We start from the raw sequence: 19,557 nt of genomic DNA, 5'->3' as shown, positions 1-19,557 counted from the left end.
CAAATGAAGGGCGGCCCGATGAAGACTGTTCTGATCGTCGAGGACAACGAGCTCAACATGAAGCTCTTCAACGATCTGCTCGAAGCCCATGGCTATGCGACGCTGAAGACGTCGGATGGCATCGAGGCGATCGAGCTGGCGCGGACGCATCATCCGGCGCTGATCCTGATGGATATCCAGCTTCCGGAGGTCTCCGGGCTCGAGGTCACCAAATGGATCAAGGAGGATGACGACCTGAAGTCCATCCCGGTCGTCGCGGTCACGGCCTTCGCGATGAAGGGCGACGAGGAGCGGATCAGGGAAGGCGGCTGCGAGGCCTATCTCTCCAAGCCGATCTCGGTCGCGAAGTTCCTGGAAACTGTCCGCACCTATGCCGGCGCGGCCTGAGCCGGCGAAAGCACAGCCATGACTGCCCGCGTCCTCGTCGTCGACGACATTCCCGCGAATGTGAAGCTGCTCGAAGCCAAGCTTTCGGCAGAGTATTTCGGCGTGGTCACGGCGACGAACGGGCGTGATGCAATTGCCCTCTGCGAGCGCGGCGAGGTCGATATCGTCCTGCTTGACGTGATGATGCCGGGCATGAACGGCTTCGACGTCTGCCGGCGGCTGAAGGGGGCACCCGCGACCGCGCATATTCCCGTCATCATCGTCACCACGCTCGACCAGCCCCGCGATCGCCTGCAGGGGCTCGATGCCGGCGCCGACGACTTCCTGACCAAGCCGCTCGACGATACCGCGCTCTTCGCCCGCGTGCGCAGCCTAGCGCGGCTGAAGGCGATGACCGACGAATTGCGCAGCCGCGCCGTCGCTTCCGTCCGGCTGGGTATCGCCGATCCGCTGGCGACGGCGGCGGCCGAGACCGGCCTGAACGGCCGCATCCTGCTGGTCGAGGACCGTCCCAATGTCGCCGAAAGGCTGCAGAGCGCGCTCTCGGCCTTCCATGCCGTCGAGGTCGAGAGCGATGCCCAGCAGGCCGTCATACGCTCTGCCGAAGGCGAGTTCGACGCGGTCGTCGTCAGCCTGGACCTGCAGGGACAGGATGGCCTGCGCCTGTGCAGCCAGTTGCGCTCGCTGGAGCGCACCCGCAACATCTCCGTGCTGCTGATGGGGGAGACCGAGGACCGCGACCGCATCCTGCGTGGCCTCGAGATCGGGGCGCATGATTTCCTGCTGCGTCCGATCGACCGCAACGAATTGCTGGCGCGCGTGCGCACCCAGGTGCGCCGCAAGCGCTTTACCGAGCGGCTGCGCGACAGCGTCCAGTCCTCGATGGAAATGGCGGTGATGGACCAGCTCACGGGGCTGCATAATCGCCGTTTCATGGATAACCGGCTCGCGGCGATGTTCGACGAATCGGCGTTGCGGGCCCGCTCCTTGTCGCTGCTGGTCCTCGATATCGACCATTTCAAGTCGGTCAACGACAGCTGGGGCCATGATGTCGGCGACGAAGTCCTGCGCGAATTCGCCGATCGCGTGCGCGCCTGCACGCGCGGCATCGACCTCGTCGCGCGCATGGGCGGCGAGGAGGTTGTCGTGGTGCTGCCCGATACCGGGCGCGATGCCGCCTATTGTGTCGCCGAACGTATCCGCGAGCGCGTCGAGAACGCGCCTTTCGCGGTCCAGAACAATACGCGCGACATCAAGGTCACGGTGTCGGTCGGCGTCTCGAGCCGGCGCGCTGGCGATGCCTCCTCCGCCGACATGATGAAGCGGGCCGATGATGCGCTCTACCGGGCCAAGGCGAGCGGCCGCAACCGCGTGATCGTCGCCAGCGCGGCATAGCTGGTCAACCGGGCGTCGGAGCCTGCTTCAGCCATCGTTCGGGAGGGCGCTTGCATGTGCAGCGGGCGCTTGGCGCAGCGTTTTCACGGTGCCTTCGCGCTTGTTCTCAAGTTCCTGAGACAAGCTTCTGAAGTCGATGCGTGAATAGCGTTTCTGCTCCGGCGACGGTCGCGAGCTTTAAGCTTAGTGGGTAGGGTTAACGATCGATGAAGAGGGTCGATCGGCCGGATTTGATTGATTCGGATGCGGCGCATTGTAGAGATTGTGCGACGCAGCGATTTCAAAGATCGCTCCGAAACGCCCCTCGGGTGCTCAGGTCCGCCGCATCTCCTGGGAAACCGAAGGGCTCGGCCGGTCGGTGACGGAATTCTGGCCTCCTCAGAACCGTCGCCGGCCGGCCACCCCGCCTTGCGAGGCGGCACTTGCAGAAATCATACGAATACTTCACGCGATACTTGGCGGGTGCTCAGAGGACGTCCTGAGCCAGTGCCACGGGCCCGATGGCGCGGATTTCGCAATCGGCCTCGGTGCCGTTCTGCCAGGACTGGACAAGGAAGCGGGCATCCGCGCCGACCGCCATGATCGGATGGTGCCAGAGCCCCTTGCGGTAGACCATTCCCTGCGACGCGGTGAAGGCGAAGGCGGCGAGCGTCGAAAGATCGGGCGTGCCGTCCGCGCCGGCTTGGCTGACGACGACGATGTGGCCGGCGCCACCCAACGGCATGATCAATTGAACCGAATTCACATGCCGCTCGAGCATCGTGATGGCGGGAGCCGGCTGCTGCCGCGTCGCTTCGAAGATCGAAGTGACGAGCCTGGACCCTGGCGGGACGTCGGCGGCGGTATGCGCGTGGACGTCGTGCCGGCGCGCCGTCCCGTTATTCGCAGCCCGGCCGGAATCGCCCGTTTCCACCAGCCAGCCGAAGGGCTCGAAGGCGATTTTCGTGACCGGGATCACGCGCAACGGGTGAGGCGAGGGAAGCCCGCCCTTGATCTCATTGCCAGGCATCATGTCGGTCTTTCTCCCGCGGCATCCGGGGCGGATATGCGCGCCCGATGCTGCCGTTCTGGCTCATGCCATCACGATCTGTCGAGCTGCGTGATGGCGGATGATGATCGAGCGACCCAGGCGATGACCTTCCCGGCATGGCGGGCTTCGAGGCCACCATCTTGCCGCGCAGCCTTCATCCGGTCGGCCGTGAAGACGAAGTCGTTCGCGGCTTGCCCGACATGGCAGGACCGGCAGCGGTCGAGATTCTCTCGGGCCTTCGGACTCCGGTCGGGATTGAACCACTGGAACTCCCAATCACCGGTCCTGAGCTCCGGCGCGTGGCCGGCGCCCAGCCGGTCCGTTTCTCCATGACCAGGTAGCGATAGAGTTTGCCGTCGCGGTGATCTTCCATGGTGATCACCGTGCCACTCGGCATCGGGCGGCCAACCTTTACGGCTTCGATGGCTTCAAGGCCTCGATGGCTTCAGGGCTGACGAACAGCTCCTCGCGGATGGTCTCGCGATTGACCGTGGCGTAGTGGACGCCCTTGGCATAGTCGGCCTTGGAGTCCGATCCTGGCCCGAACGCTGAAGCGGGCCGATGCCGAGGACACGCTCATCCGCCTCCAGATCGGCCTCGAGGATGTCGAGGACCTGATCGCGGATCTGGAAAGAGCACTCGTCGCAGCCAATCGGGGCGGTTCCTGACCATCTCGTGCCCAGGCGTTCGCCTGGAGCCCGACATCCCGCGCCGGAATTCCGTCGATCTGCGTCTCAGGGATGTCTTCGGCGACAAGGGCGGCCATCAGTGATGCAGAGCGGTTCCATCCAGAGGGCTTCGACGAATCTCGGCGAGTTCGGACGCGACCATATCCGGTGCGGCGCTGCTTTCCGTCTTGAATGCGCGTCGTAGCCAACCATTCGCATCGACGAGAACCAGAGCAGGCGCCGAAGCGCTGGCGGTGACTTCGGCCAGGGCTGCCGCCAATGGCTCGGGATCCTCGACAGGGCATAGCCGCGCGGAATCGTCGACCTGCACCCGTGCGCCGGCCCCATGCTCGTCACCCCCGATCCAAACACGCAAGGGGGCTCCGTTGCCGGGAGTGACGAGGGTGCCGTTGGCGCAACGGGCGACGAAACCCGGCATCCGCGCCGCTCCGGACCAGCGCATCTCCGGCGGCGAGAAGATGCGGGCTCCGGCACGCAAGCGGATAAAGTCGACCAGCGACCAGATCGCGGCATCGTCCAGTTGCGCGGCCGGCGGCATCGGGCCGCTGCCGTGGCGGATCGACCAGAACAGTTCGCCGCCGGGGCGCCCGGCGATCAGCGGCGCGGAGAGGTCTGGTGGCCAGACGGATTGCGCGACCGCGACCGGGCCGCGCCCGCGCGCGTCCGCGCCGTGACAGCTTGCGCAATCGCGTTGGAACAGCTCGCGCCCTGCCGCGATCGAGCGTGCGCCATAGCCGGTGGGAGATAGCTGGAAGCTCGTCGGAACCGCAGCGACGACATAGGGACGCCAAGGCGGAATCTGGGCGAAGGTCAATGCGGCGGCCCCGGCGAGAAGGGCCGGCCAGCGTAATTTTCGGAACCCGGCCGCCAGGGCGAAAAGTGCGAGGGCAATGGTGGCGGGGACAAGCAGGCGAGACAGCCCGTCGCGAAGATAGGCGTCGTTCCATGGCGCGGGCACCGGCCTGAAAGCGAAAGGCCAGGTCGGCTGTTCGTGGATCGCGGGGGGCTCGTTGGCCAGTGCCGCCGCAACGGCTACGATCGCCAGCCCGAGCCCGGTTTCCGAGGCGATCGACAGGCCGAGGGCACGCGTCGAGCCTGATGCCGCCGCTGCGGGTACGAAGCGGATGCGATTGGCGGCAGCAAGCAGCAGGAGGCCGCCGAACAGGGCGATCTTGGCGATGGCAAGCCGGCCGTATGCGGTGCCCAGCAGCCCAGGCAGGGCGCCGACCAGTGCTTGCACCTGAAGGATGGATGTCGCGGCGAGAACGGTTACGCAAGCCAGACCGAGCGGCGTGAAACGGCGGGCGAGCAGGGGCGCCGGGGCCGGCAGCATCCGGCAGACGGCCAGAAGCGGGGCCAATGCGCCGAGCCAAAGGCCGGCTGCCACGACGTGAAGTCCCAGAGCCGCCGTCGTCCAGAAGTCCGTGGCGGCTCCATGCCCGAGCAGACCCTGCATCAGACCCGCGATGGTCATGAGAAGCAGCGCGCCTGTTCGGACAACGCCGTCGCCACGCAGGAGCAAGCCCGCAAGGGCGAGTAAGCCGGCGCGCGACAGCAGCACTTCGCCGAAGCGTGTCTCCGCTACGACGCCAACGCTCTCGAGGCTGTCCAGGGGGCGTCCCAGCATGGAGCTGCCTTGCAGCCAGAACCAGACCGCCCCGCCCGCGAGCGCCAAGATGACCGAGAACCGGCTGCAGGAGGACAGGCGGCGCAGCAGTTGCCGGCCACCCGGCGTTGTGGCGAGCGGGCCTTGCGACAGCAGGCGAAAGGCCTCGATGCCCAGGCCGGAGAGCAGGGCGGCCAGGTGGAGCCAGCGGGCCGCCGGCAGCGCCGCCCCGATTAGAACATCCACATCAAGGCCTGACGGTGAACCGATACTGCCCGGTGACGCGGTGGGTATCGACCGAAGTCGCGGCCCATTCGACGGTGTAGGTGCCCGCCGAAACCGGCTTGAGCCGGACCTTCAGCGCCTTGCGATCGCCGGGTACGGCCTCTGCCGGTGCTGCGCTGACGACCCCGCCGCGGGCATCCTTGACAGTGATGCTGCTTAGCTTGGCTTCAAGGTCCTCGGTGAAGCCGAGGGTGATTTCCGCCGGAGCGGCCACCGTTGCGCCATCGGCCGGAGAGGCGGTCTTGAGATGCGCATGCGCGAAGGCCTGCGATGCGGCGAGAGAAAGGGCAAACGCCAGCCCGATGCGTCGAGACATGGAAATGATCCTGCGATGAAAGAAGTGAGATTGCGGGCCTACCAGCTCGCGTCGAGCCCGAGATGGGCGAGCGCCTGCCCGCGCAATTCCGCCAGGCGCGGATCGCTACGATGGCGTGGGTAGGGCAGGTCGTTGACGATCTCGGCCTTGATCCGGGCTGGACGCTCGCTCAGCACGATGACGCGCTGGGCCAGGAACAGCGCCTCCTCGACATCATGGGTGACGAGCAAGGTGGTGAAGCCGCGCTGGCGCCAGAGCTCGGCGATCTCGGTTTGCATCGCGATCCGCGTCAGCGAGTCGAGCTTGCCGAGCGGCTCGTCGAGGATGAGTACGCTGGGATCGTTGACGAGGGCGCGGGCCAGTGCGGCGCGCTGGGCCATGCCGCCTGAAAGCTGACGCGGGAACGCCCGTTCGAAACCGGCGAGGCCGACAGTCTTCAGGGCGTCGTCGACGCGGCCCTTCTGGCTGGCGAGCAGGCCGCGCGCCTCCAGCCCCAGCGCGACGTTCTTCCAGACCGTGCGCCAGGGATAAAGCGTCGGGTCCTGGAAGACGACGACGCGAGAGGGATCGGGCGTGGTGATCTCCTCACCCGCCGCCGCGATGCGGCCCCGCGAGGGCTGTTCGAGCCCTGCGACCAGTCTGAGCAAGGTCGACTTGCCGCAACCGCTCGGCCCGAGCAGGGCGACGAACTCGCCGGCCCGGATATCGAGATCGATGTCGTCGAGCACCGGCAACGGGCGGCCTTCGAGATCGAAGGCGTGCGAGACGCCGGCGATCGTGAGTTCGGCACCGTTGGACGCAGGCGCGCCGGGTTGTGTCGAGACGGCGAGCTGCGCGGTTACCATTTCACCACATCCTTCTGCCAGCCGAGCAGACGATCGCGCAGCGCGAAGAGCAGCGTGATCAGGCTCGAGAAGATCAGCGCCATCACGATCAGCGCGCCGTACATGTTGGCATAGGCGGCCCAGCCCTGCGCCCATTGCAGGTAGTAGCCGAGCCCGGATTTGACCCCCATCATCTCGGCCGCGACCAGCACCGAGAACGAGGCGCCGAGCCCCATGAACAGGCCGACGAAGACATGGGGCAGGGCGGCAGGGATCGCGACCTTGAAGATCAGGAAGGCACGGCCGGCGCCCAGCGTCCGGGCTACGTCGTAATAGGCCTTGTCGACGCTGGCGACGCCGGACCAGGTCAGCACCGTGACCGGAAACCAGGTGGCGAGTGCGATCAGGAAGATCGCGGCCGAGAAGCTCGACGGGAAGAAGAAGAACGCCATCGGCAGGAGCGCGGTCGAGGGGATCGGCCCGAGGAAACGCAGCACCGGATGGACCCAGTAGCCCAGCCCGCGCGACCAGCCGATCGCCACGCCGGTCACGAAGCCGGAGATCGTGCCGAACAGGAAGCCGAATGCCAGCAGGCGCAGCGAATGCAGCACGCTCTCGCCGAGCCGCGGCCAGTCCTCCGCATAGACCTCGACCAGCGCCGATGGCGGAGCAAAGAAGGGCACGGGCAGCAGGCCGAGCTTCGCCGTCAGCAGGTCCCAGATGCCGACGAAGAGCGCGAGGACGACGAGCCAGGGTGCCGCCCGGCCGAGGCGCCGGCCGAGCGGCGGCCAAAGCGCCCCGACAGCCGTCGCCAGCGCCAGCAGGACGGCCCAGCCGATGAAGCCGGCATTGGTCTCGCCGACATAGAGCGGGTCGGCAAAGCCGACCTTCCTGTTGGCGAGCAGCGTGACGGAGGCCGCGACCGCGGTCCAGGCGGCCGTGGCGAGCGCGCCCCGCGCCAGCACCGAGCCATCGACCTGCAGGCGCGGCTGGTCGAAGGCCGATGTGGAGCCGGTCTGTTCAAACGGGGACATGGGGCACGATCTTCTGCGCGAAGGCCTTGGCGTCGGTGTTCTTGCGGATCACGTTGACGAGCTTGAGCTGCTCGGTGAACAGCGCGACGTCGCCGCGCAGCGCCGCGCCGGTGGAGTGATGATCATGAGTGTGGCTGCGCAGAATCGCCGCCACCGTCTCGGGCGTGACCTTGGCCGGGACGAAAGGCGCGAAGATCTCGGCCGTCTTGTCGGGATTGGCCGCGGTCCAGGCCTGCGCCTCGACGATGGCGCGCGAGATCGCGCCGGCAACCTCGGGCTGGTCGCGGATCAGGGCACCGCGCAGGCCGAGCACGCAGCAGGTCGATTTCGCGTACTGGCCTTCGAGATTGGTGGCGAGCTCGATGAGCTTGTCGCGCTCGCGGATCAGGTAGAGATGCGGGTCGTCGCCGGCGAGCGCCTGAACCTCTCCCTTCTTCAGCGCCTCGCCGAACAGGTCCTGCGGATACTGCACCCAGCTCACGTCCTTCTCGGGATCGAGCCCGATCTCGGCGAGGCGGATGGCGAAGAAGTTGCGCACCGGGCTTGCCGGATCGGTGACGGCGATGGATTTGCCCTTCAGGTCTTTCAGGCTGCCGATATTGGCGGCCTCGGGCACCAGCAGGCGCATGCAGCCGCCATGAGTGCCGACGGTGAGGCCGACATCGAAGCCCTGCTCCAGCGGCTTCAGCCAGCGCAGCGCCATGCCGATGCCGCCATCGGCATGGCCGGTCGCGATCGCTTGCAGCAGGGCGTCGGTCGGGCCGCTGAAATTCACCGGCTCCACCGCGAGATTGTACTTTTCGAACAGGCCTTGCTTCAGCGCGACCGAGATCGGCGACTGGCAGACGGCCGTCTGGCCCCAGGCGAGCTTGATCGTCTGACGCTGCTTCAGCGGCGAGGCTTGAGCGAAAGCATGTTGCCCGGCCAAACCGGCCAGCGGTGCGGCGGCAAGCGCGGCGGCTCCGCGCAACAAGGTGCGGCGGGAGGGGAAGGTCGTCTGCTGGGTCATGGTCGCTCCTTGCCGCTCTGCACGCGGCTGCATGGTCATTCGGGAAAGGGTCAGGCTGCCGCGCGATTGGCCGGCACGCGCTCGACGGTGCCGCGCACTTCGACACTCTGCCGGAGCAGGTTCAGGATCGGGCAGAAGCGCTCGACGGCGGCATTCAGGGCGTCGAGCTCGGTCGCGTCCGTCGTGAGCCTGACGGTGTAGGACAGGTCGTGCGGATAGATCGGCGTGGTCTCGTGGCCGGGCGTTCCGGCGCGCGGGTCGAGCTGGCCGTGCACCTCGACCCAGACATCCTCCAGGGCGATCTGCTGGTCGGCGGCCTGGATCAGGTAGGTATGGGTCAGGCAGCTCGACAGTGCGCCGAGCAGCAGTTCAGGCGAGCTCGGCCCAAGATCGTAGCCGGCGAAATCCGGCGGGCTGTCGCTGATCACCTGGAAGTCGCGGATGCGGATGCGCCGGACGCCGCTGCGACCCTCGGCATGGGCTTGCGCCTGCAGCTTCAGCGGACTGGCTTCTCCCGAGCGGGCATGGGCCTTGCGGCGCAGCAGGGCGTCGCGTTTCTGGGCGAGATATTCCGTGAGATTGGACATGGTGGCGTCCCGGTCTGGCGTGATGAAGGGATCTGGACAGACGCGCGCGCTCGGTCGCACAGCCGCGATTGCGGCTGGCGCGAGATTGCTTTGCCTGATGTGTGAATCGGCTCGGAACGTGCGCGGAGAGGCGGCCCGTCCTCAGGCTCCGACGGTCAGAGCCGTCGATGGAAGAGCGAGCCGGCTGCGAACTCTGCTGTGCTGAACGTCATGGACATTCGCGTCTCCAAAACAAAAGGAGCCCACGAGACATCGTGGTGCTTTTAGCGTTGTTGACGCGGCGCAAGCTGCTCCAGCAAATCCCGCGGCGAAGACGCTGAAAACGCCATCGCGTTCAATATTATTGCTTGGGTCATTATTATTGGCAATGAAATAGAATATGCGTTTTTCGCGGCAGAACGCGATGATTTGTTTTGTATCCGGCGAGGTGACGAGGCGATCGACATCTTCACCGCATCGACCGGATGTCGGACCGTGGCGATTTCCGGGGCTTGCGTTCGCACCGGCAGGCGGCGACCTTATCCGCTGTGCGCGGGGAGGACCCCCGAGCCGGGGAGGTTGCGTCCTTCTGGCTAGGCGCCCGGACTCCTCAAACTTAGCCCGCGATGGCGACCAAGATGTCGGGTTGACTACGGATGACGTCGGCGATGGCTATTCCGTTCTCGCCACCTCGCTCCTCGAGAGCCGCTATGACGCGGAGCCGATCTTTGATCGACTTGTCCCGGTTCAGCTTCATTTTACCCTCGATGGCGTCGAGCGGTATGCCAACGCCGACGATGGTGCGCAGCCTCGCCTGGGCCAGAGTGTCCGGAACTGCCCGGAAATGGCCCATAGCGGACGTCGGGAATGTCTGCTTCCGGGCGAGCGGTTCGGGAGACGACAGCGGGGTTTAAGCTGACTCGTAGCCGACATCTGGAGCGTCCGGTTGTCGCAACCCAACGCAACGGTTGGCCATCGCTGCCGGAAACGGAAAACTGCGTGGCCGAGTTCAACCGGTCCTCGACGACATCCTGCTTGCCTTCGTCGTTGAGGGGCTGCTGCAGCAAAAATGCGCGCGAATGCCTATGGTGGCAAACGGCATCCTGACCCATTTGTTTTATGAGGGATGGTTTTGAGATGCCTGAGGTCTGAAGGAACGGTCGATGACAGCGCCGATGGATCGCGAGGGGATCGAAAAGCTTATCGGTGCCATGACGCTGAAGGAGAAGGTCGGACAGCTCACCATGCTGAGCGGCGAGCTGGTGCAGACGGGCCCCGCCTCCGCGCCAGTCACATCCGCCGCCATCCAGAACGGTGAGGTCGGCAGCCTCCTGAACCTAGTCGGGCCGGAGCGCATCCGGGATGCGCAGCGGCACGCCGTCGAGGGCTCGCGCCTCCGGATTCCCCTCTTCTTCTCGCTGGATGTTCTCTATGGGCTGAGAACGATGTTCCCGATCCCGCTTGGGGAATCGTCGGCCTTCGATCCAACGCTGTGGGAAGCGACCGCTCGCGTGGCGGCCGAGGAATGCGCAGTCGAGGGCATCGACCTGACCTTTGCTCCGATGATCGACATCGCGCGGGATCCGCGCTGGGGACGGACGCTCGAAGGGCCAGGCGAAGATCCGCTTGTCGGCCAGCGGATCGCGCGGGCGAAGGTGCGGGGCTATCAGACGGCCGATCTCGCCCCGCCGACGGCGATCGCTGCGACCGCGAAGCATTTTGCCGGTTACGGAGCGGTCCTCGCCGGCCGGGAATATGCCTCGGTCGACATGTCGGAGCGGCTGCTGCATGAAGTCTACCTGCCACCGTTCAAGGCCGCAGTCGAAGCTGGCGTCGCCTGCATCATGCCGGCTTTCGTCGATCTCAACGGCACTCCGATGTCCATTCACGTGCCGCTCCTGCGAGGTCTGGTGCGCGAGCGCTGGGGGTTCGAGGGCGTGATCGTGAGCGACTGGAGTTCCATCGCCGAGCTGTTGCTGCACGGCGTCGCAGCCAAGCCCGAGGCGGCCGCGCTTGCGTTGAACGCAGGTGTCGACATCGACATGATGGGCAAGGGCGCCTATGTCGATGGGCTGCCCGAGGCGCTCGATCGTGGTCTCGTCACCATGGCGCGCATCGACGAAGCGGTGCGGCGCATCCTGCTGCTCAAGCTGAAACTTGGCCTGTTCGACGATCCCTATCGCCGCTGCGGTTCGCCCGAGGCCGTGGCGGCCGTCGGCGCCCAGCCGGCGCGCAGAACTCTGGCGCGGGAGGCCGCGTGCAAGTCGATCGTGCTCCTGACCCATTCCGGGGACACGCTGCCGCTCAAGAATAGCCTGAGTTCCATCGCGATCGTCGGCCCCTTTGGCGAAATCGTGGGAGGCTCCTCGGAGCCGGCGGCCGACGAGCGCGTCGCCGAGTTGGTCGACCGGCTTAAGACAGCATTTCCCAAGGCTGCGATATCAGTTGCCACCGGTAGCCACGTCGAACAGCCCGATGACAGCGGTCTCGAAGCGGCGCGTCGGGAGGCGGGGCAGCGCGACGCGATTCTCCTTTGCCTCGGCGAGCGAGTCGACATGGCAGGCGAAGCCAGCAGCCGGGCCCATCCCGACGTGCCCCAGCCTCAGCAGGAGCTGGCGCGGGCGATGCTGGAGACGGGCCGGCCCGTCATCGTCCTGCTGTTCTCGGGCCGGCCGCTGATCTTGCCGGACTGGCTCGCTGCAGGCGCCAAAGCGATCCTCGCGGTCTGGCATCCGGGCTCGGAAGGTGCCGGCGCCATTGCCGATGTGCTGAGCGGTGCTCATAATCCGAGCGGTCGACTCTCGATGTCGTGGCCCGCCGATGTCGGGCAGATCCCGATTTTCTACGCCGAGCGCCCCACAGGCCGTCCAAGGCTGGAAACCGAGCACTTTTCCAGCAAGTACCTCGATATTCCGAACGACCCCCGCTTCACGTTCGGCCACGGGCTGTCCTACACGACATTCCTTTTGACCAATCCGCGCGCGACCAGATGGACGATCACCGCGGGCGAAGCCACAGAAATCCTGATCGACGTCAAGAATACGGGGACGATGGCCGGCGAGCACACCGTGTTCCTGTTCATCCGCGACGTCGTGTCCTCGATCACGCGGCCTCAGCTGGAATTGAAGGACTTCACAAAGGTCGCGCTCGCCCCCGGTGAGATGAACACCGTGCGCTTCACGCTCTCCTCCGACCAGCTTCGTTTCCTCGGCGCCGATCTCGAACCGCTGCTCGAACCCGGGCTCTTCGACGTCTTCGTCGGGCCGAGCGCCGACCCGGCGCAGTTGCAGATGCTCGAATTGCGGGTGAACCCGCCCCCGAGCGTCGCCTGATGCCCGGGCCGATGGTCGAGCCTTGAGCGCCGCGATGGACGGGAGCCCGACACCGCCCGCAGCCGCTTCCGCGCTGGACGTTTCGGCAAGCGGCGTCCTGCACCAGCTTTGGATCCTCATCAAGGCGATGCGCGCCTCGCCGCGCCGGCTGGCACTGCTGTTCCTGCCGATGGGCAGCATCGTTGTCATCGCGACGAATGCCGTATTCCAGATCCAGCTGAACAACTGGCAGGGCGCGCTCTACGATGCCCTCCAGAACCGTGACCTGGGAGCCTTCGGCCATCAGCTCCTGGTGTTTCTGTCGCTCATCGGCGCGCTCCTCCTGCTCGTCGTCGCCCAGGCCTGGCTCACCGAAGTCGGCAAGGTCAGGCTACGGGGCTGGCTGACACGGGACATGCTCGACGAATGGCTGAAGCCCAAGCGCGCCTATCTGCTCGCCTTCGCCGGTGAGGCCGGTGTCAATCCCGATCAGCGCATCCACGAGGATGCCCGCCACCTGACGGAGCTCTCCGTCGATCTCGGCAATGGCCTGCTGCAGGCCTCGCTGATGCTGGTGAGCTTCATCGGCGTGCTCTGGATCCTCTCGACGCAGGTCGTGTTCAATTTCGGCCATGGCGACTTCACCATTCCCGGCTACATGGTCTGGTGCGCGATCGCGTATGCCTCCATCGGCTCGTGGCTGGCATGGCGGGTCGGCCGGCCGTTGATCGCGCTGAACGCCGAGCGCTATGCGCGCGAGGCCGATTTCAGGGCGTCCCTGATCAAGGTGGCCGAGCGGTCGGAAGCCGTCGTGCTCTATCAGGGTGAAAGCGACGAGCGCGCCCATCTCGACCAGACCTTTCACAAAGTCCAATCGCTGGCGCGCCAGCTCGCCAACGGCATCGTCTCGCTGACCTGGGTGACGTCGGGCCATGGCTGGCTCGCCATGGCCGCGCCCTTCGTGATCGCGTCGCCCGGTTATTTCGGCGGCCGGCTCTCCCTCGGAACCCTGATGGTCGCGGTCGGCGCCTTCAACCAGGTCCAGTACGCCCTGCGCTGGTTCGTCGACAATTTCTCGAAGATCGCGGATTGGCGGGCAACGTTGTTTCGGATCATGGCCCTGCGCGACAGGCTCCAGCGTATCGAGGAGCTGCACGCCGACCAGCACAGGATCACCTTCTACGAAGCCCCGGCCGGCGTCCTAGTCCTCGAACAGGTGGAAGCCTATCTGCCCGGCTCGCTCGTCGAATGCGCCGCGATCGAGGAAAGCAGGATCGAGCTGAAGGCCGGCGAGCATGTCCTGATCGAGGGCGACAGCGCGGCGGCAAAAACAACGCTCTTCATGAGCCTCGCCGGACTCTGGCCCTGGGGCGACGGCCGCATCGGCCTGCCGCCGCGAGCCGACATGCTGTTCCTGCCCGAGCGCCCCTATTTTCCGCGCGCCACGCTGAGGATCGCGCTGGCCTATCCCGCCGACGCGCAAGACCATACGGACGAGCACTATGCCGGCGCGCTGCACGCGGTCGGCCTCGACCGTCTGGTGGAAGACCTCGACCGCGTCGCCGACTGGGACCGGCATCTGTCGCTGGAAGAGCAGCAGACACTCGGCTTCGCGCGCGTTTTCCTACACACGCCACGATGGGTCTTTCTCAATGATTCACTGGGCGCCGTTCGCGAAAAAAGCCGCGCCGCATTGCTGGCGGCCTTCGCGGCCAAGCTCAGCCAGTGTACCATTGTCAGCACCGGTGGTGATATCGGCCATCATTTCTTCCAGCGCAGCATCCACCTCCAGCATGTCCCTCGGAACAAAGCCAAGATAACCGCGAGCCGCTCCTGAAAAGAGCCGCTCCAAGAAGCCACCGGCAAAGCGGCCTCCGAAGGCGGCCTCCTCCTGCGGCGACAAACCGGTCAAATTCGGTGCTCAGGATAGTCCTGCTCCTGGTTGTCAGCGGGATCAGCCGCGTCAAGCTGGGCGCGCACAGCATTCCCGAGGTACTGGTCGGCTTCACTGTGGGCGCGCTCGCGCTTGTGGCATGAGCCCCTTGCGGACGAGTTCGGAGAGGCCGATGCCGACCGACTTCTGACTTGAGCAGCGCCCTCTATCAGGAACGGCGGGTAGGCAAGGCCAATGGGCGGTCATAGGACAGGCTTCGGCGCGCAGAAGATGGTATGAACGCCGAGACAAGACCTACGGCCTTCCGCAAGGTCAATCGGTAGAAGGTCTGCCGGGCCTCGCGTGGTATCTCGACGATGCCGGCTCCCCTCAACATCGGAGCTGCTGCGAGAGTGTCGGCTGGTGAACGTCCAGCATCTTCTCGAGCTGGCCGACGGCATACTCCGCCTCCACCAGCGTGCAGACGAGCATCAGTCGGCTGGGACGGGCGAGCGCCTTGAGCAGGCCGGCGACCTCCGCCACCCGGCTCGCCAGCTCCGCCAGGTTCATCGGCACCTGAGTCATGGCGCCGTCTCGTCCCAGGCCGCTCCGGCGAAGGCATCGAGCGGGATCTTGAGATAACGCCGGCCGTTCGCTTCCGGCTCGGGCAAGCGACCGCCGCGGAGGTTCACCTGCAGCGCATGCAGGATGAGCTTGGGCATGGGGAGCGTTTTGTCACGCGCCTGACGCAGGGCGACGAACGAGGCTTCGTCCTGCCCGGCGACATGCGGGTTCGTCAGCTTCTGCTGGCCGACCGTGCTCTCCCAGCGCGGCGCGCGGCCATGGGGCTGGTAGTCATGCCCCGTGAACAGCCTCGTCTCGTCGGGCAGCGCGAGAATGGTCTGGATCGAAGCCCAGAGCGCGCTGGCGCTGCCGCCGGGGAAATCGGCCCGCGCCGTGCCGGATTCGGGCATGAACAGCGTATCGTGGACGAAGGCGGCGTCGCCAATGACATAGGTGATCGAGGCCAGCGTGTGTCCCGGCGAAAACAGCACGGAGGCCTCCAGCGAGCCGAGCCTGAACCGCTCACCATGGGCAAAGAGCCGATCCCATTGCGAGCCGTCAGTGGCGAGATCCGGGAGGTTGTAGAGATCCTTCCAGAGCTTCTGCACGGCGACGACCTGCGCGCCGATCGCGGTCTGCGCGCCGGTCTTGCCCTTGAGATACTGCGCGGCGGAGAAGTGATCGGCGTGGGGGTGGGTGTCGAGGATCCAATCCACGCGCAGGCCATTCTCACGGACGAAGGCGAGGATGGCGTCGGCCTGGGTCGTGGCGGTCGCGCAGGATTTCTCGTCATAGTCGAGGACGGGATCGATGATGGCGCAGGCCTTCGTCGCAGGGTCGGAGACGACGTACTGGATGCTGCCGCTCCTCGGCTCGTAGAAGCCGGTGACCTGTGGCGCCCGGGCCGCACGACGGTCGAGCCAGGCCTCGGCGCCGGCGAGGTCGAAACCGAACGTCTGGCCGAGTCCAACGACCGCATCGGCCGACAGACGGTCGTCGAGGACTTCGCCCAGCACATGAAGAGTCAGCGCGCGGGTGCCGCTTTTGCAATGTGCGAATACTGGCCCCGGCGCCCGCGCGACCGCCGCGCGGAAGGCTGCTACGTCAGCCTCGGTGATGGTCGGGCCGGTCACCGGAATGAAGCTGTAGGCCATACCGGCCTCCTCGGCCGCCTTCCTCTCGGCAGCCGAGCCGGGCTGTCCCGCCTCCTCGCCGGCAGGCCGAACGTTGACGACGGCCTTGAAGCCCTGCGCAGCAAGAGGCACGAAGTCGGCCAGAGCCGGTTGGCCGGCGACCGACAGTGTTTCCGTGATCTTGATGGGGTGCATCGCCGGCCTCCAGGACTCGCCGCGAATATATACTAGCAACTTGCAAGCGTCAGAGAACGACCACCTTCGAGCCGCTCGGGATGCGGTTGTAGAGGTCGATGACGTCCTGGTTCATCATGCGGATGCATCCGGAGGAGACGGCCTCGCCGATCGTTTCAGGCTCGTTGGTTCCGTGGATCCGGTAGAGGGTATCGTTGCCGTTCTTGAACAGGTAGAGGGCGCGCGCGCCCAGCGGGTTGCTTTCGCCGCCGGCCATGCCGCCCGACCATTTCGCGTAGCGCCGCGGATCGCGCCGGATCATGTCGGGCGTCGGTGTCCAGCGCGGCCATTGCGCCTTGCGTTGGACCGTCGCCGTTCCGGTGAATTCGAGGCCGGCCTTGCCGACGCCGACACCGTAGCGCAGCGCCTTGCCATGCTCCTGCACCAGATAGAGGAAGCGCTGATGTGGATCCACGACGAGCGTCCCGGGCCGGTGTTTCGTCGGGTAGTCGACGAGTTGACGCATATTGCGGGGCTGGAGATCGTCGAGATCGACCGCCGGCACCTTGAACTTCTCGGTCTCGATCGCGGCATAGCGCTGCGCGACGTGAGGCGGGATGGCGCTGTAGGAGGCCGTTGCAGGCGGTTGCGGCTGGACCGTGGTGCAGGCGGCGATCAGCAGCGGCAAGGCGATGACGGCGAGCGGCTTCGCCGCTCGGAGGACGCGGATCATTCTGATCTTTCTGATGAGGCTTGGATGGCAGGCGATGCGAGGATGGCGGTCAATTCTGTTTCGCCGCCTGCTTGGCGCGCGCGTCGGCCACGACCTGCTTGAAGCCGGCATAATCCAGCGTCGAGGTCCGGAACGGGCCGACGAGATAGGCCGGCGTCCCCTGGAGGTCGATGGAGTCGGCCTGGGCGAGGTTGCGCCGCAGCAGGGCGGTGATGGCGTCCGCCTTGGCGTCGAGATCGGCCTGGAGGCGGACCATGTCGACGCCCGATGCCCTCACGGCTTCCAGCATCCTCTCCTTGGAAATCCGCCTGCCGGGAATGCCCATCAGCGCATGGTGCACGGCGTCGTACTTGCCCTGATAGTGGGCTGCGACCGCGAGCTGCGCGCCATAGACCGAGGCCTCCGACAGGATCGGCCAATCCTTGTAGACGAGCCTGATCCTGCCGTCGGACTTGACGATGCGAACGAGATCAGGCGCCGATTGCTTGCAGAAAGGGCAGTTGTAATCGAGGAAAGCGACGATGGTGACGTCACCCTTCGGATTGCCGGCGGTGGGCGCCTCGGGGTCGTTGAGGATGGCGTTGGTGTCGATTTCCTGGCCCAGGGCAGTGGGAATCCCCACCAGTGCGGGCCAGATCGTGGCGAGAACGCCCGAGGCGCTCAATCCAGCGAAGCGGGAGATGAAGGTTCTGCGGTTCATGGCAAGCTCCAGGGGTGACGAGATGGACATGCGAGGGGAGAGGCGGTGTCAGGCACCGGCTTTCGTGAGCATCGCCGCGAAGGCGTCGACGGTGGTGGCGCCCGTCGTGCGGGCCCCATCGACCTCACGGCCGCTGCCGGCATCGATGAAGAACAGGGTCGGCGGGCCCACGACGCCGAAGCGGTCCATCAGGGCCTGCCCCTCGCTGCCATAGACGGTCAGGTCGGCGCGGATGATCGTGAGCCTGTCGAGGCGGGCGCTGATGGCGGGATCGCGCATCACGCCGCGGTCGATCTCCTTGCAGATTGTGCACCAGTCGGCAGTGAAGTCGACGAGGATCGGCCGCTTCGCCGCCCGGGCCTCGGCGAGCACAACATCGAAGGCGGCGGGCGTGGAGACGATCCTCGCCCTCGCAGTTGCCGCAGCCGGCTCCGACGCACCGGCGCCGTCGAGAAAGGCCGCGAGGCGTAGCGGATCCGGTCGCCCCGTCGCAGCAGCCCCGACCAGCACCAGGCCGTACAGCGCAAGAACTGCCCCAGCGAAACGCGGCAGCAGGCGCAGGTGGTCGCGGATTAGCGAATAGCCGCCGAACCAGGCGCCGGCCGCGATCGCCAGCAGGCCCCACAGCAGGAGCGTGATGCCGGCCGGCAGGACACGCGCGAGCATCCAGATGGCGAGGCCGATGAAAACAAAGCCGAAACCCTGCTTCGCCTTGACCAGCCAGGGGCCCGACCGCGGCAGGATGCGAGCGCCGAACGTGCCGAACAGCACGAGCGGCAGGCCCATGCCGAGGCCGAGCGCAAACAGCGCCGCCGCCCCGCGCACCATGTCTCCGGTCTGCGCGACATAGAGCAGCGCGGCCGCCAGCGGCGGCGTTACGCATGGACCGACGATCAGCGCCGAGCTGAAGCCGAGCATCGCCGCACCGCCCGGCGAGCCGCTGCGACCGCGGCCGGTTCCCGCAAGCCGCGTGCCCCAGCCCTGCGGAAGCTGCAGATCGAAGAGGCCAAACATCGACAACGCCAGGGTGACGAAGACGAGGCTCATCAGCCCGAGGGCCAAGGGTGTCTGCAAAGCGATCTGCAGGTTGCGGCCTGACATCGCCGCGGCGACGCCCAGGGCGGCATAAGCCGAGGCCATGGCGAGCACATAGGCCCCCGACAAAACGAAACCACGCCTGGCCGACAGTTGCGCGCCCGTCTGAGCCAGCAGGCCCGACAGGATCGGGATCATCGGAAAAATGCACGGCGTCAGCGACAAGAGCAGGCCAAAGCCGAGAAAGCTTGCCAGCGTCAACGCCAAGCTGCCGGAGAACAGACCGGCCGGTGCTACGGCTGTCGTTGCGTTGCTGGGAGAGGAAGCGACAGCCGGCGAGGTGTCCGGGACGGAGGTGGACTGCGCCTTCGACAGGGCACCCGTCGCTAGATCGACAGCCTTGACGATCGGCGGATAGCAGACGCCCTGCTCGGCACAGCCCTGATAGGTCACGACAAGAGTGCCTGTTGCCGGCGCGTCGCTGGCCGCGATGCGGGCCTGCGTCTGGCCGTGATAGATTTCGGTCAGTCCGAAATTGGGATCGTCCTTCTGCTCGCCGGCCTCAGTGGAAAGCGTCAATGGCGTGCCGTCCTGCCGCTGCGCTTTCAGGCTTTCGCGATAGAGGTAATGGCCCGGCAAGGCCGTCCAGGTGAGGATGAGGCTACGGTCGGCAGCGCGATCCACGCCGAGGCGGAAGACCTCGTCAGCCGGGCGCGGCGTGGCGGCGGACGCGACGCCCACCATCGCCATGAGGCAGAGGGCGAGGCTGGCGAGCGCTGCGAGAAACGGGCGGTACATGGCGACCTTCGATCGGTTGAGGCCGCCATCTCGACATCGCAGCTTAAGCCAGCCTTAAGGCTGGGCTGGCTGATCGCCGGGATCGATGATGCGAG

The 19,557-nt window shown here is 66.2% G+C and carries 18 protein-coding genes and 2 pseudogenes; 6 read left to right on the top strand and 14 right to left on the bottom strand.

All coding sequences use genetic code 11. The annotated features are described in order from the left end of the window. Positions 1-18 precede the first annotated feature (18 nt). Both BLQ70_RS21075 and BLQ70_RS21070 read left to right on the top strand, forming a co-directional pair. The gene (locus tag BLQ70_RS21075; protein ID WP_061968283.1) at positions 19-387 is read left to right on the top strand and encodes a response regulator; all 369 of its coding nucleotides are present in this window, start codon (positions 19-21) and stop codon (positions 385-387) included. An 18-nt stretch (positions 388-405) separates the two neighbouring features. Further along, positions 406-1,782 (top strand): PleD family two-component system response regulator, encoded by a 1,377-nt coding sequence (locus tag BLQ70_RS21070; protein WP_091861003.1) that lies wholly within the window; start codon positions 406-408, stop codon positions 1,780-1,782. 466 nt (positions 1,783-2,248) lie between these two features. Here BLQ70_RS21070 and BLQ70_RS21065 read toward each other — a convergent pair whose 3' ends face one another. Together BLQ70_RS21065 and BLQ70_RS26270 are read right to left on the bottom strand one after the other, a co-directional pair. Beyond that, positions 2,249-2,794: an ureidoglycolate lyase gene (locus tag BLQ70_RS21065; RefSeq protein WP_091861000.1), complete on the bottom strand. Its 546-nt coding sequence runs from the start codon at positions 2,792-2,794 to the stop codon at positions 2,249-2,251. Positions 2,795-2,862: 68 nt separating this feature from the next. After that, complete coding sequence (locus tag BLQ70_RS26270) at positions 2,863-3,126, bottom strand: cytochrome P460 family protein (protein ID WP_091861440.1); 264 nt, start codon at positions 3,124-3,126, stop codon at positions 2,863-2,865. Positions 3,127-3,354: 228 nt separating this feature from the next. Here BLQ70_RS26270 and BLQ70_RS25850 point away from each other — a divergent pair. Next, positions 3,355-3,480 (top strand): annotated as a pseudogene (locus BLQ70_RS25850) (PLP-dependent transferase); the annotation flags it as partial. 97 nt (positions 3,481-3,577) lie between these two features. On the opposite strand, the gene BLQ70_RS21055 reads toward BLQ70_RS25850, so the two are convergent. The 7 genes from BLQ70_RS21055 to BLQ70_RS21025 all read right to left on the bottom strand — a co-directional run bounded on the left by BLQ70_RS21055 (position 3,578) and on the right by BLQ70_RS21025 (position 9,994). After that, positions 3,578-5,176 carry a CopD family protein gene (locus tag BLQ70_RS21055; RefSeq protein WP_139163613.1) on the bottom strand — a complete coding sequence of 533 codons (1,599 nt, stop codon included), beginning with the start codon at positions 5,174-5,176 and terminating at the stop codon, positions 3,578-3,580. A gap of 178 nt (positions 5,177-5,354) precedes the next feature. Beyond that, positions 5,355-5,708, bottom strand: coding sequence for a copper homeostasis periplasmic binding protein CopC (gene copC, locus BLQ70_RS21050; protein ID WP_091860994.1), 354 nt, complete (start codon positions 5,706-5,708; stop codon positions 5,355-5,357). A 38-nt stretch (positions 5,709-5,746) separates the two neighbouring features. After that, positions 5,747-6,553: an ABC transporter ATP-binding protein gene (locus BLQ70_RS21045; RefSeq protein WP_091860991.1), complete on the bottom strand. Its 807-nt coding sequence runs from the start codon at positions 6,551-6,553 to the stop codon at positions 5,747-5,749. Continuing rightward, on the bottom strand, positions 6,547-7,566 hold the full coding sequence (locus BLQ70_RS21040; RefSeq protein ID WP_091860988.1) for an ABC transporter permease: 1,020 nt from the start codon (positions 7,564-7,566) through the stop codon (positions 6,547-6,549). Before BLQ70_RS21040 ends, BLQ70_RS21045 begins: the two co-directional genes overlap by 7 nt. Then, complete coding sequence (locus BLQ70_RS21035; RefSeq protein ID WP_091860985.1) at positions 7,553-8,575, bottom strand: ABC transporter substrate-binding protein; 1,023 nt, start codon at positions 8,573-8,575, stop codon at positions 7,553-7,555. Before BLQ70_RS21035 ends, BLQ70_RS21040 begins: the two co-directional genes overlap by 14 nt. 50 nt (positions 8,576-8,625) lie before the next feature. Beyond that, positions 8,626-9,162, bottom strand: coding sequence for an OsmC family protein (locus BLQ70_RS21030; RefSeq protein WP_091860982.1), 537 nt, complete (start codon positions 9,160-9,162; stop codon positions 8,626-8,628). A 595-nt stretch (positions 9,163-9,757) separates the two neighbouring features. Beyond that, a complete protein-coding gene (locus tag BLQ70_RS21025) occupies positions 9,758-9,994 on the bottom strand; it encodes a hypothetical protein (protein WP_091860979.1) in 237 nt (78 codons plus the stop codon). Positions 9,995-10,109: 115 nt separating this feature from the next. On the opposite strand from BLQ70_RS21025, the gene BLQ70_RS25725 reads away from it, so the two are divergent. The 3 genes from BLQ70_RS25725 to BLQ70_RS21015 are packed head-to-tail and all read left to right on the top strand — an operon-like array spanning position 10,110 to position 14,289. Further along, a complete protein-coding gene (locus BLQ70_RS25725; protein ID WP_170843491.1) occupies positions 10,110-10,277 on the top strand; it encodes a hypothetical protein in 168 nt (55 codons plus the stop codon). Between the two features lie 27 nt (positions 10,278-10,304). Beyond that, on the top strand, positions 10,305-12,473 hold the full coding sequence (locus BLQ70_RS21020; RefSeq protein ID WP_342028495.1) for a glycoside hydrolase family 3 N-terminal domain-containing protein: 2,169 nt from the start codon (positions 10,305-10,307) through the stop codon (positions 12,471-12,473). 34 nt (positions 12,474-12,507) lie between these two features. After that, the gene (locus BLQ70_RS21015) at positions 12,508-14,289 is read left to right on the top strand and encodes an ABC transporter ATP-binding protein/permease (protein ID WP_091860976.1); all 1,782 of its coding nucleotides are present in this window, start codon (positions 12,508-12,510) and stop codon (positions 14,287-14,289) included. 426 nt (positions 14,290-14,715) lie between these two features. Here BLQ70_RS21015 and BLQ70_RS26265 read toward each other — a convergent pair whose 3' ends face one another. The 5 genes and pseudogenes from BLQ70_RS26265 to dsbD form a co-directional block, all read right to left on the bottom strand. Continuing rightward, entirely contained in the window at positions 14,716-14,910 is a 195-nt protein-coding gene (locus tag BLQ70_RS26265) for an ArsR family transcriptional regulator (protein ID WP_413813542.1), read from the bottom strand. After that, positions 14,907-16,217, bottom strand: coding sequence for a bifunctional sulfur transferase/dioxygenase Blh (gene blh, locus BLQ70_RS21005; RefSeq protein WP_091860974.1), 1,311 nt, complete (start codon positions 16,215-16,217; stop codon positions 14,907-14,909). The genes BLQ70_RS26265 and blh overlap by 4 nt, the downstream gene beginning before the upstream one ends. Before the next feature lie 52 nt (positions 16,218-16,269). Further along, positions 16,270-16,929: pseudogene (locus tag BLQ70_RS21000) on the bottom strand (L,D-transpeptidase); the annotation flags it as partial. A gap of 49 nt (positions 16,930-16,978) precedes the next feature. Next, positions 16,979-17,629, bottom strand: coding sequence for a DsbA family protein (locus BLQ70_RS20995; RefSeq protein ID WP_091860968.1), 651 nt, complete (start codon positions 17,627-17,629; stop codon positions 16,979-16,981). 48 nt (positions 17,630-17,677) lie between these two features. Continuing rightward, entirely contained in the window at positions 17,678-19,462 is a 1,785-nt protein-coding gene (dsbD, locus tag BLQ70_RS20990) for a protein-disulfide reductase DsbD (RefSeq protein ID WP_091860965.1), read from the bottom strand. Between the last annotated feature and the right edge of the window lie 95 nt (positions 19,463-19,557).

Origin of the sequence: Allobosea robiniae (assembly GCF_900102525.1) — a bacterium.
Lineage (GTDB): Bacteria > Pseudomonadota > Alphaproteobacteria > Rhizobiales > Beijerinckiaceae > Allobosea > Allobosea robiniae.
Note: the sequence above shows the minus strand (reverse complement) of the source record. Positions and strands in the feature narration are given on the sequence as shown.

What these genes read in the sequence shown, in the direction of transcription:
- BLQ70_RS21075 (WP_061968283.1), top strand. Translation starts at nt 19, where the DNA reads ATGAAGACTGTTCTGATCGTCGAGGACAACGAGCTCAACATGAAGCTC.
- BLQ70_RS21070 (WP_091861003.1), top strand. Translation starts at nt 406, where the DNA reads ATGACTGCCCGCGTCCTCGTCGTCGACGACATTCCCGCGAATGTGAAG.
- BLQ70_RS21065 (WP_091861000.1), bottom strand. Translation starts at nt 2,794, where the DNA reads ATGATGCCTGGCAATGAGATCAAGGGCGGGCTTCCCTCGCCTCACCCG.
- copC (WP_091860994.1), bottom strand. Translation starts at nt 5,708, where the DNA reads ATGTCTCGACGCATCGGGCTGGCGTTTGCCCTTTCTCTCGCCGCATCG.
- BLQ70_RS21045 (WP_091860991.1), bottom strand. Translation starts at nt 6,553, where the DNA reads ATGGTAACCGCGCAGCTCGCCGTCTCGACACAACCCGGCGCGCCTGCG.
- BLQ70_RS21040 (WP_091860988.1), bottom strand. Translation starts at nt 7,566, where the DNA reads ATGTCCCCGTTTGAACAGACCGGCTCCACATCGGCCTTCGACCAGCCG.
- BLQ70_RS21035 (WP_091860985.1), bottom strand. Translation starts at nt 8,575, where the DNA reads ATGACCCAGCAGACGACCTTCCCCTCCCGCCGCACCTTGTTGCGCGGA.
- BLQ70_RS21030 (WP_091860982.1), bottom strand. Translation starts at nt 9,162, where the DNA reads ATGTCCAATCTCACGGAATATCTCGCCCAGAAACGCGACGCCCTGCTG.
- BLQ70_RS21025 (WP_091860979.1), bottom strand. Translation starts at nt 9,994, where the DNA reads ATGGGCCATTTCCGGGCAGTTCCGGACACTCTGGCCCAGGCGAGGCTG.
- BLQ70_RS21020 (WP_342028495.1), top strand. Translation starts at nt 10,305, where the DNA reads ATGACAGCGCCGATGGATCGCGAGGGGATCGAAAAGCTTATCGGTGCC.
- BLQ70_RS21015 (WP_091860976.1), top strand. Translation starts at nt 12,508, where the DNA reads ATGGACGGGAGCCCGACACCGCCCGCAGCCGCTTCCGCGCTGGACGTT.
- BLQ70_RS26265 (WP_413813542.1), bottom strand. Translation starts at nt 14,910, where the DNA reads ATGACTCAGGTGCCGATGAACCTGGCGGAGCTGGCGAGCCGGGTGGCG.
- blh (WP_091860974.1), bottom strand. Translation starts at nt 16,217, where the DNA reads ATGCACCCCATCAAGATCACGGAAACACTGTCGGTCGCCGGCCAACCG.
- BLQ70_RS20995 (WP_091860968.1), bottom strand. Translation starts at nt 17,629, where the DNA reads ATGAACCGCAGAACCTTCATCTCCCGCTTCGCTGGATTGAGCGCCTCG.
- dsbD (WP_091860965.1), bottom strand. Translation starts at nt 19,462, where the DNA reads ATGTACCGCCCGTTTCTCGCAGCGCTCGCCAGCCTCGCCCTCTGCCTC.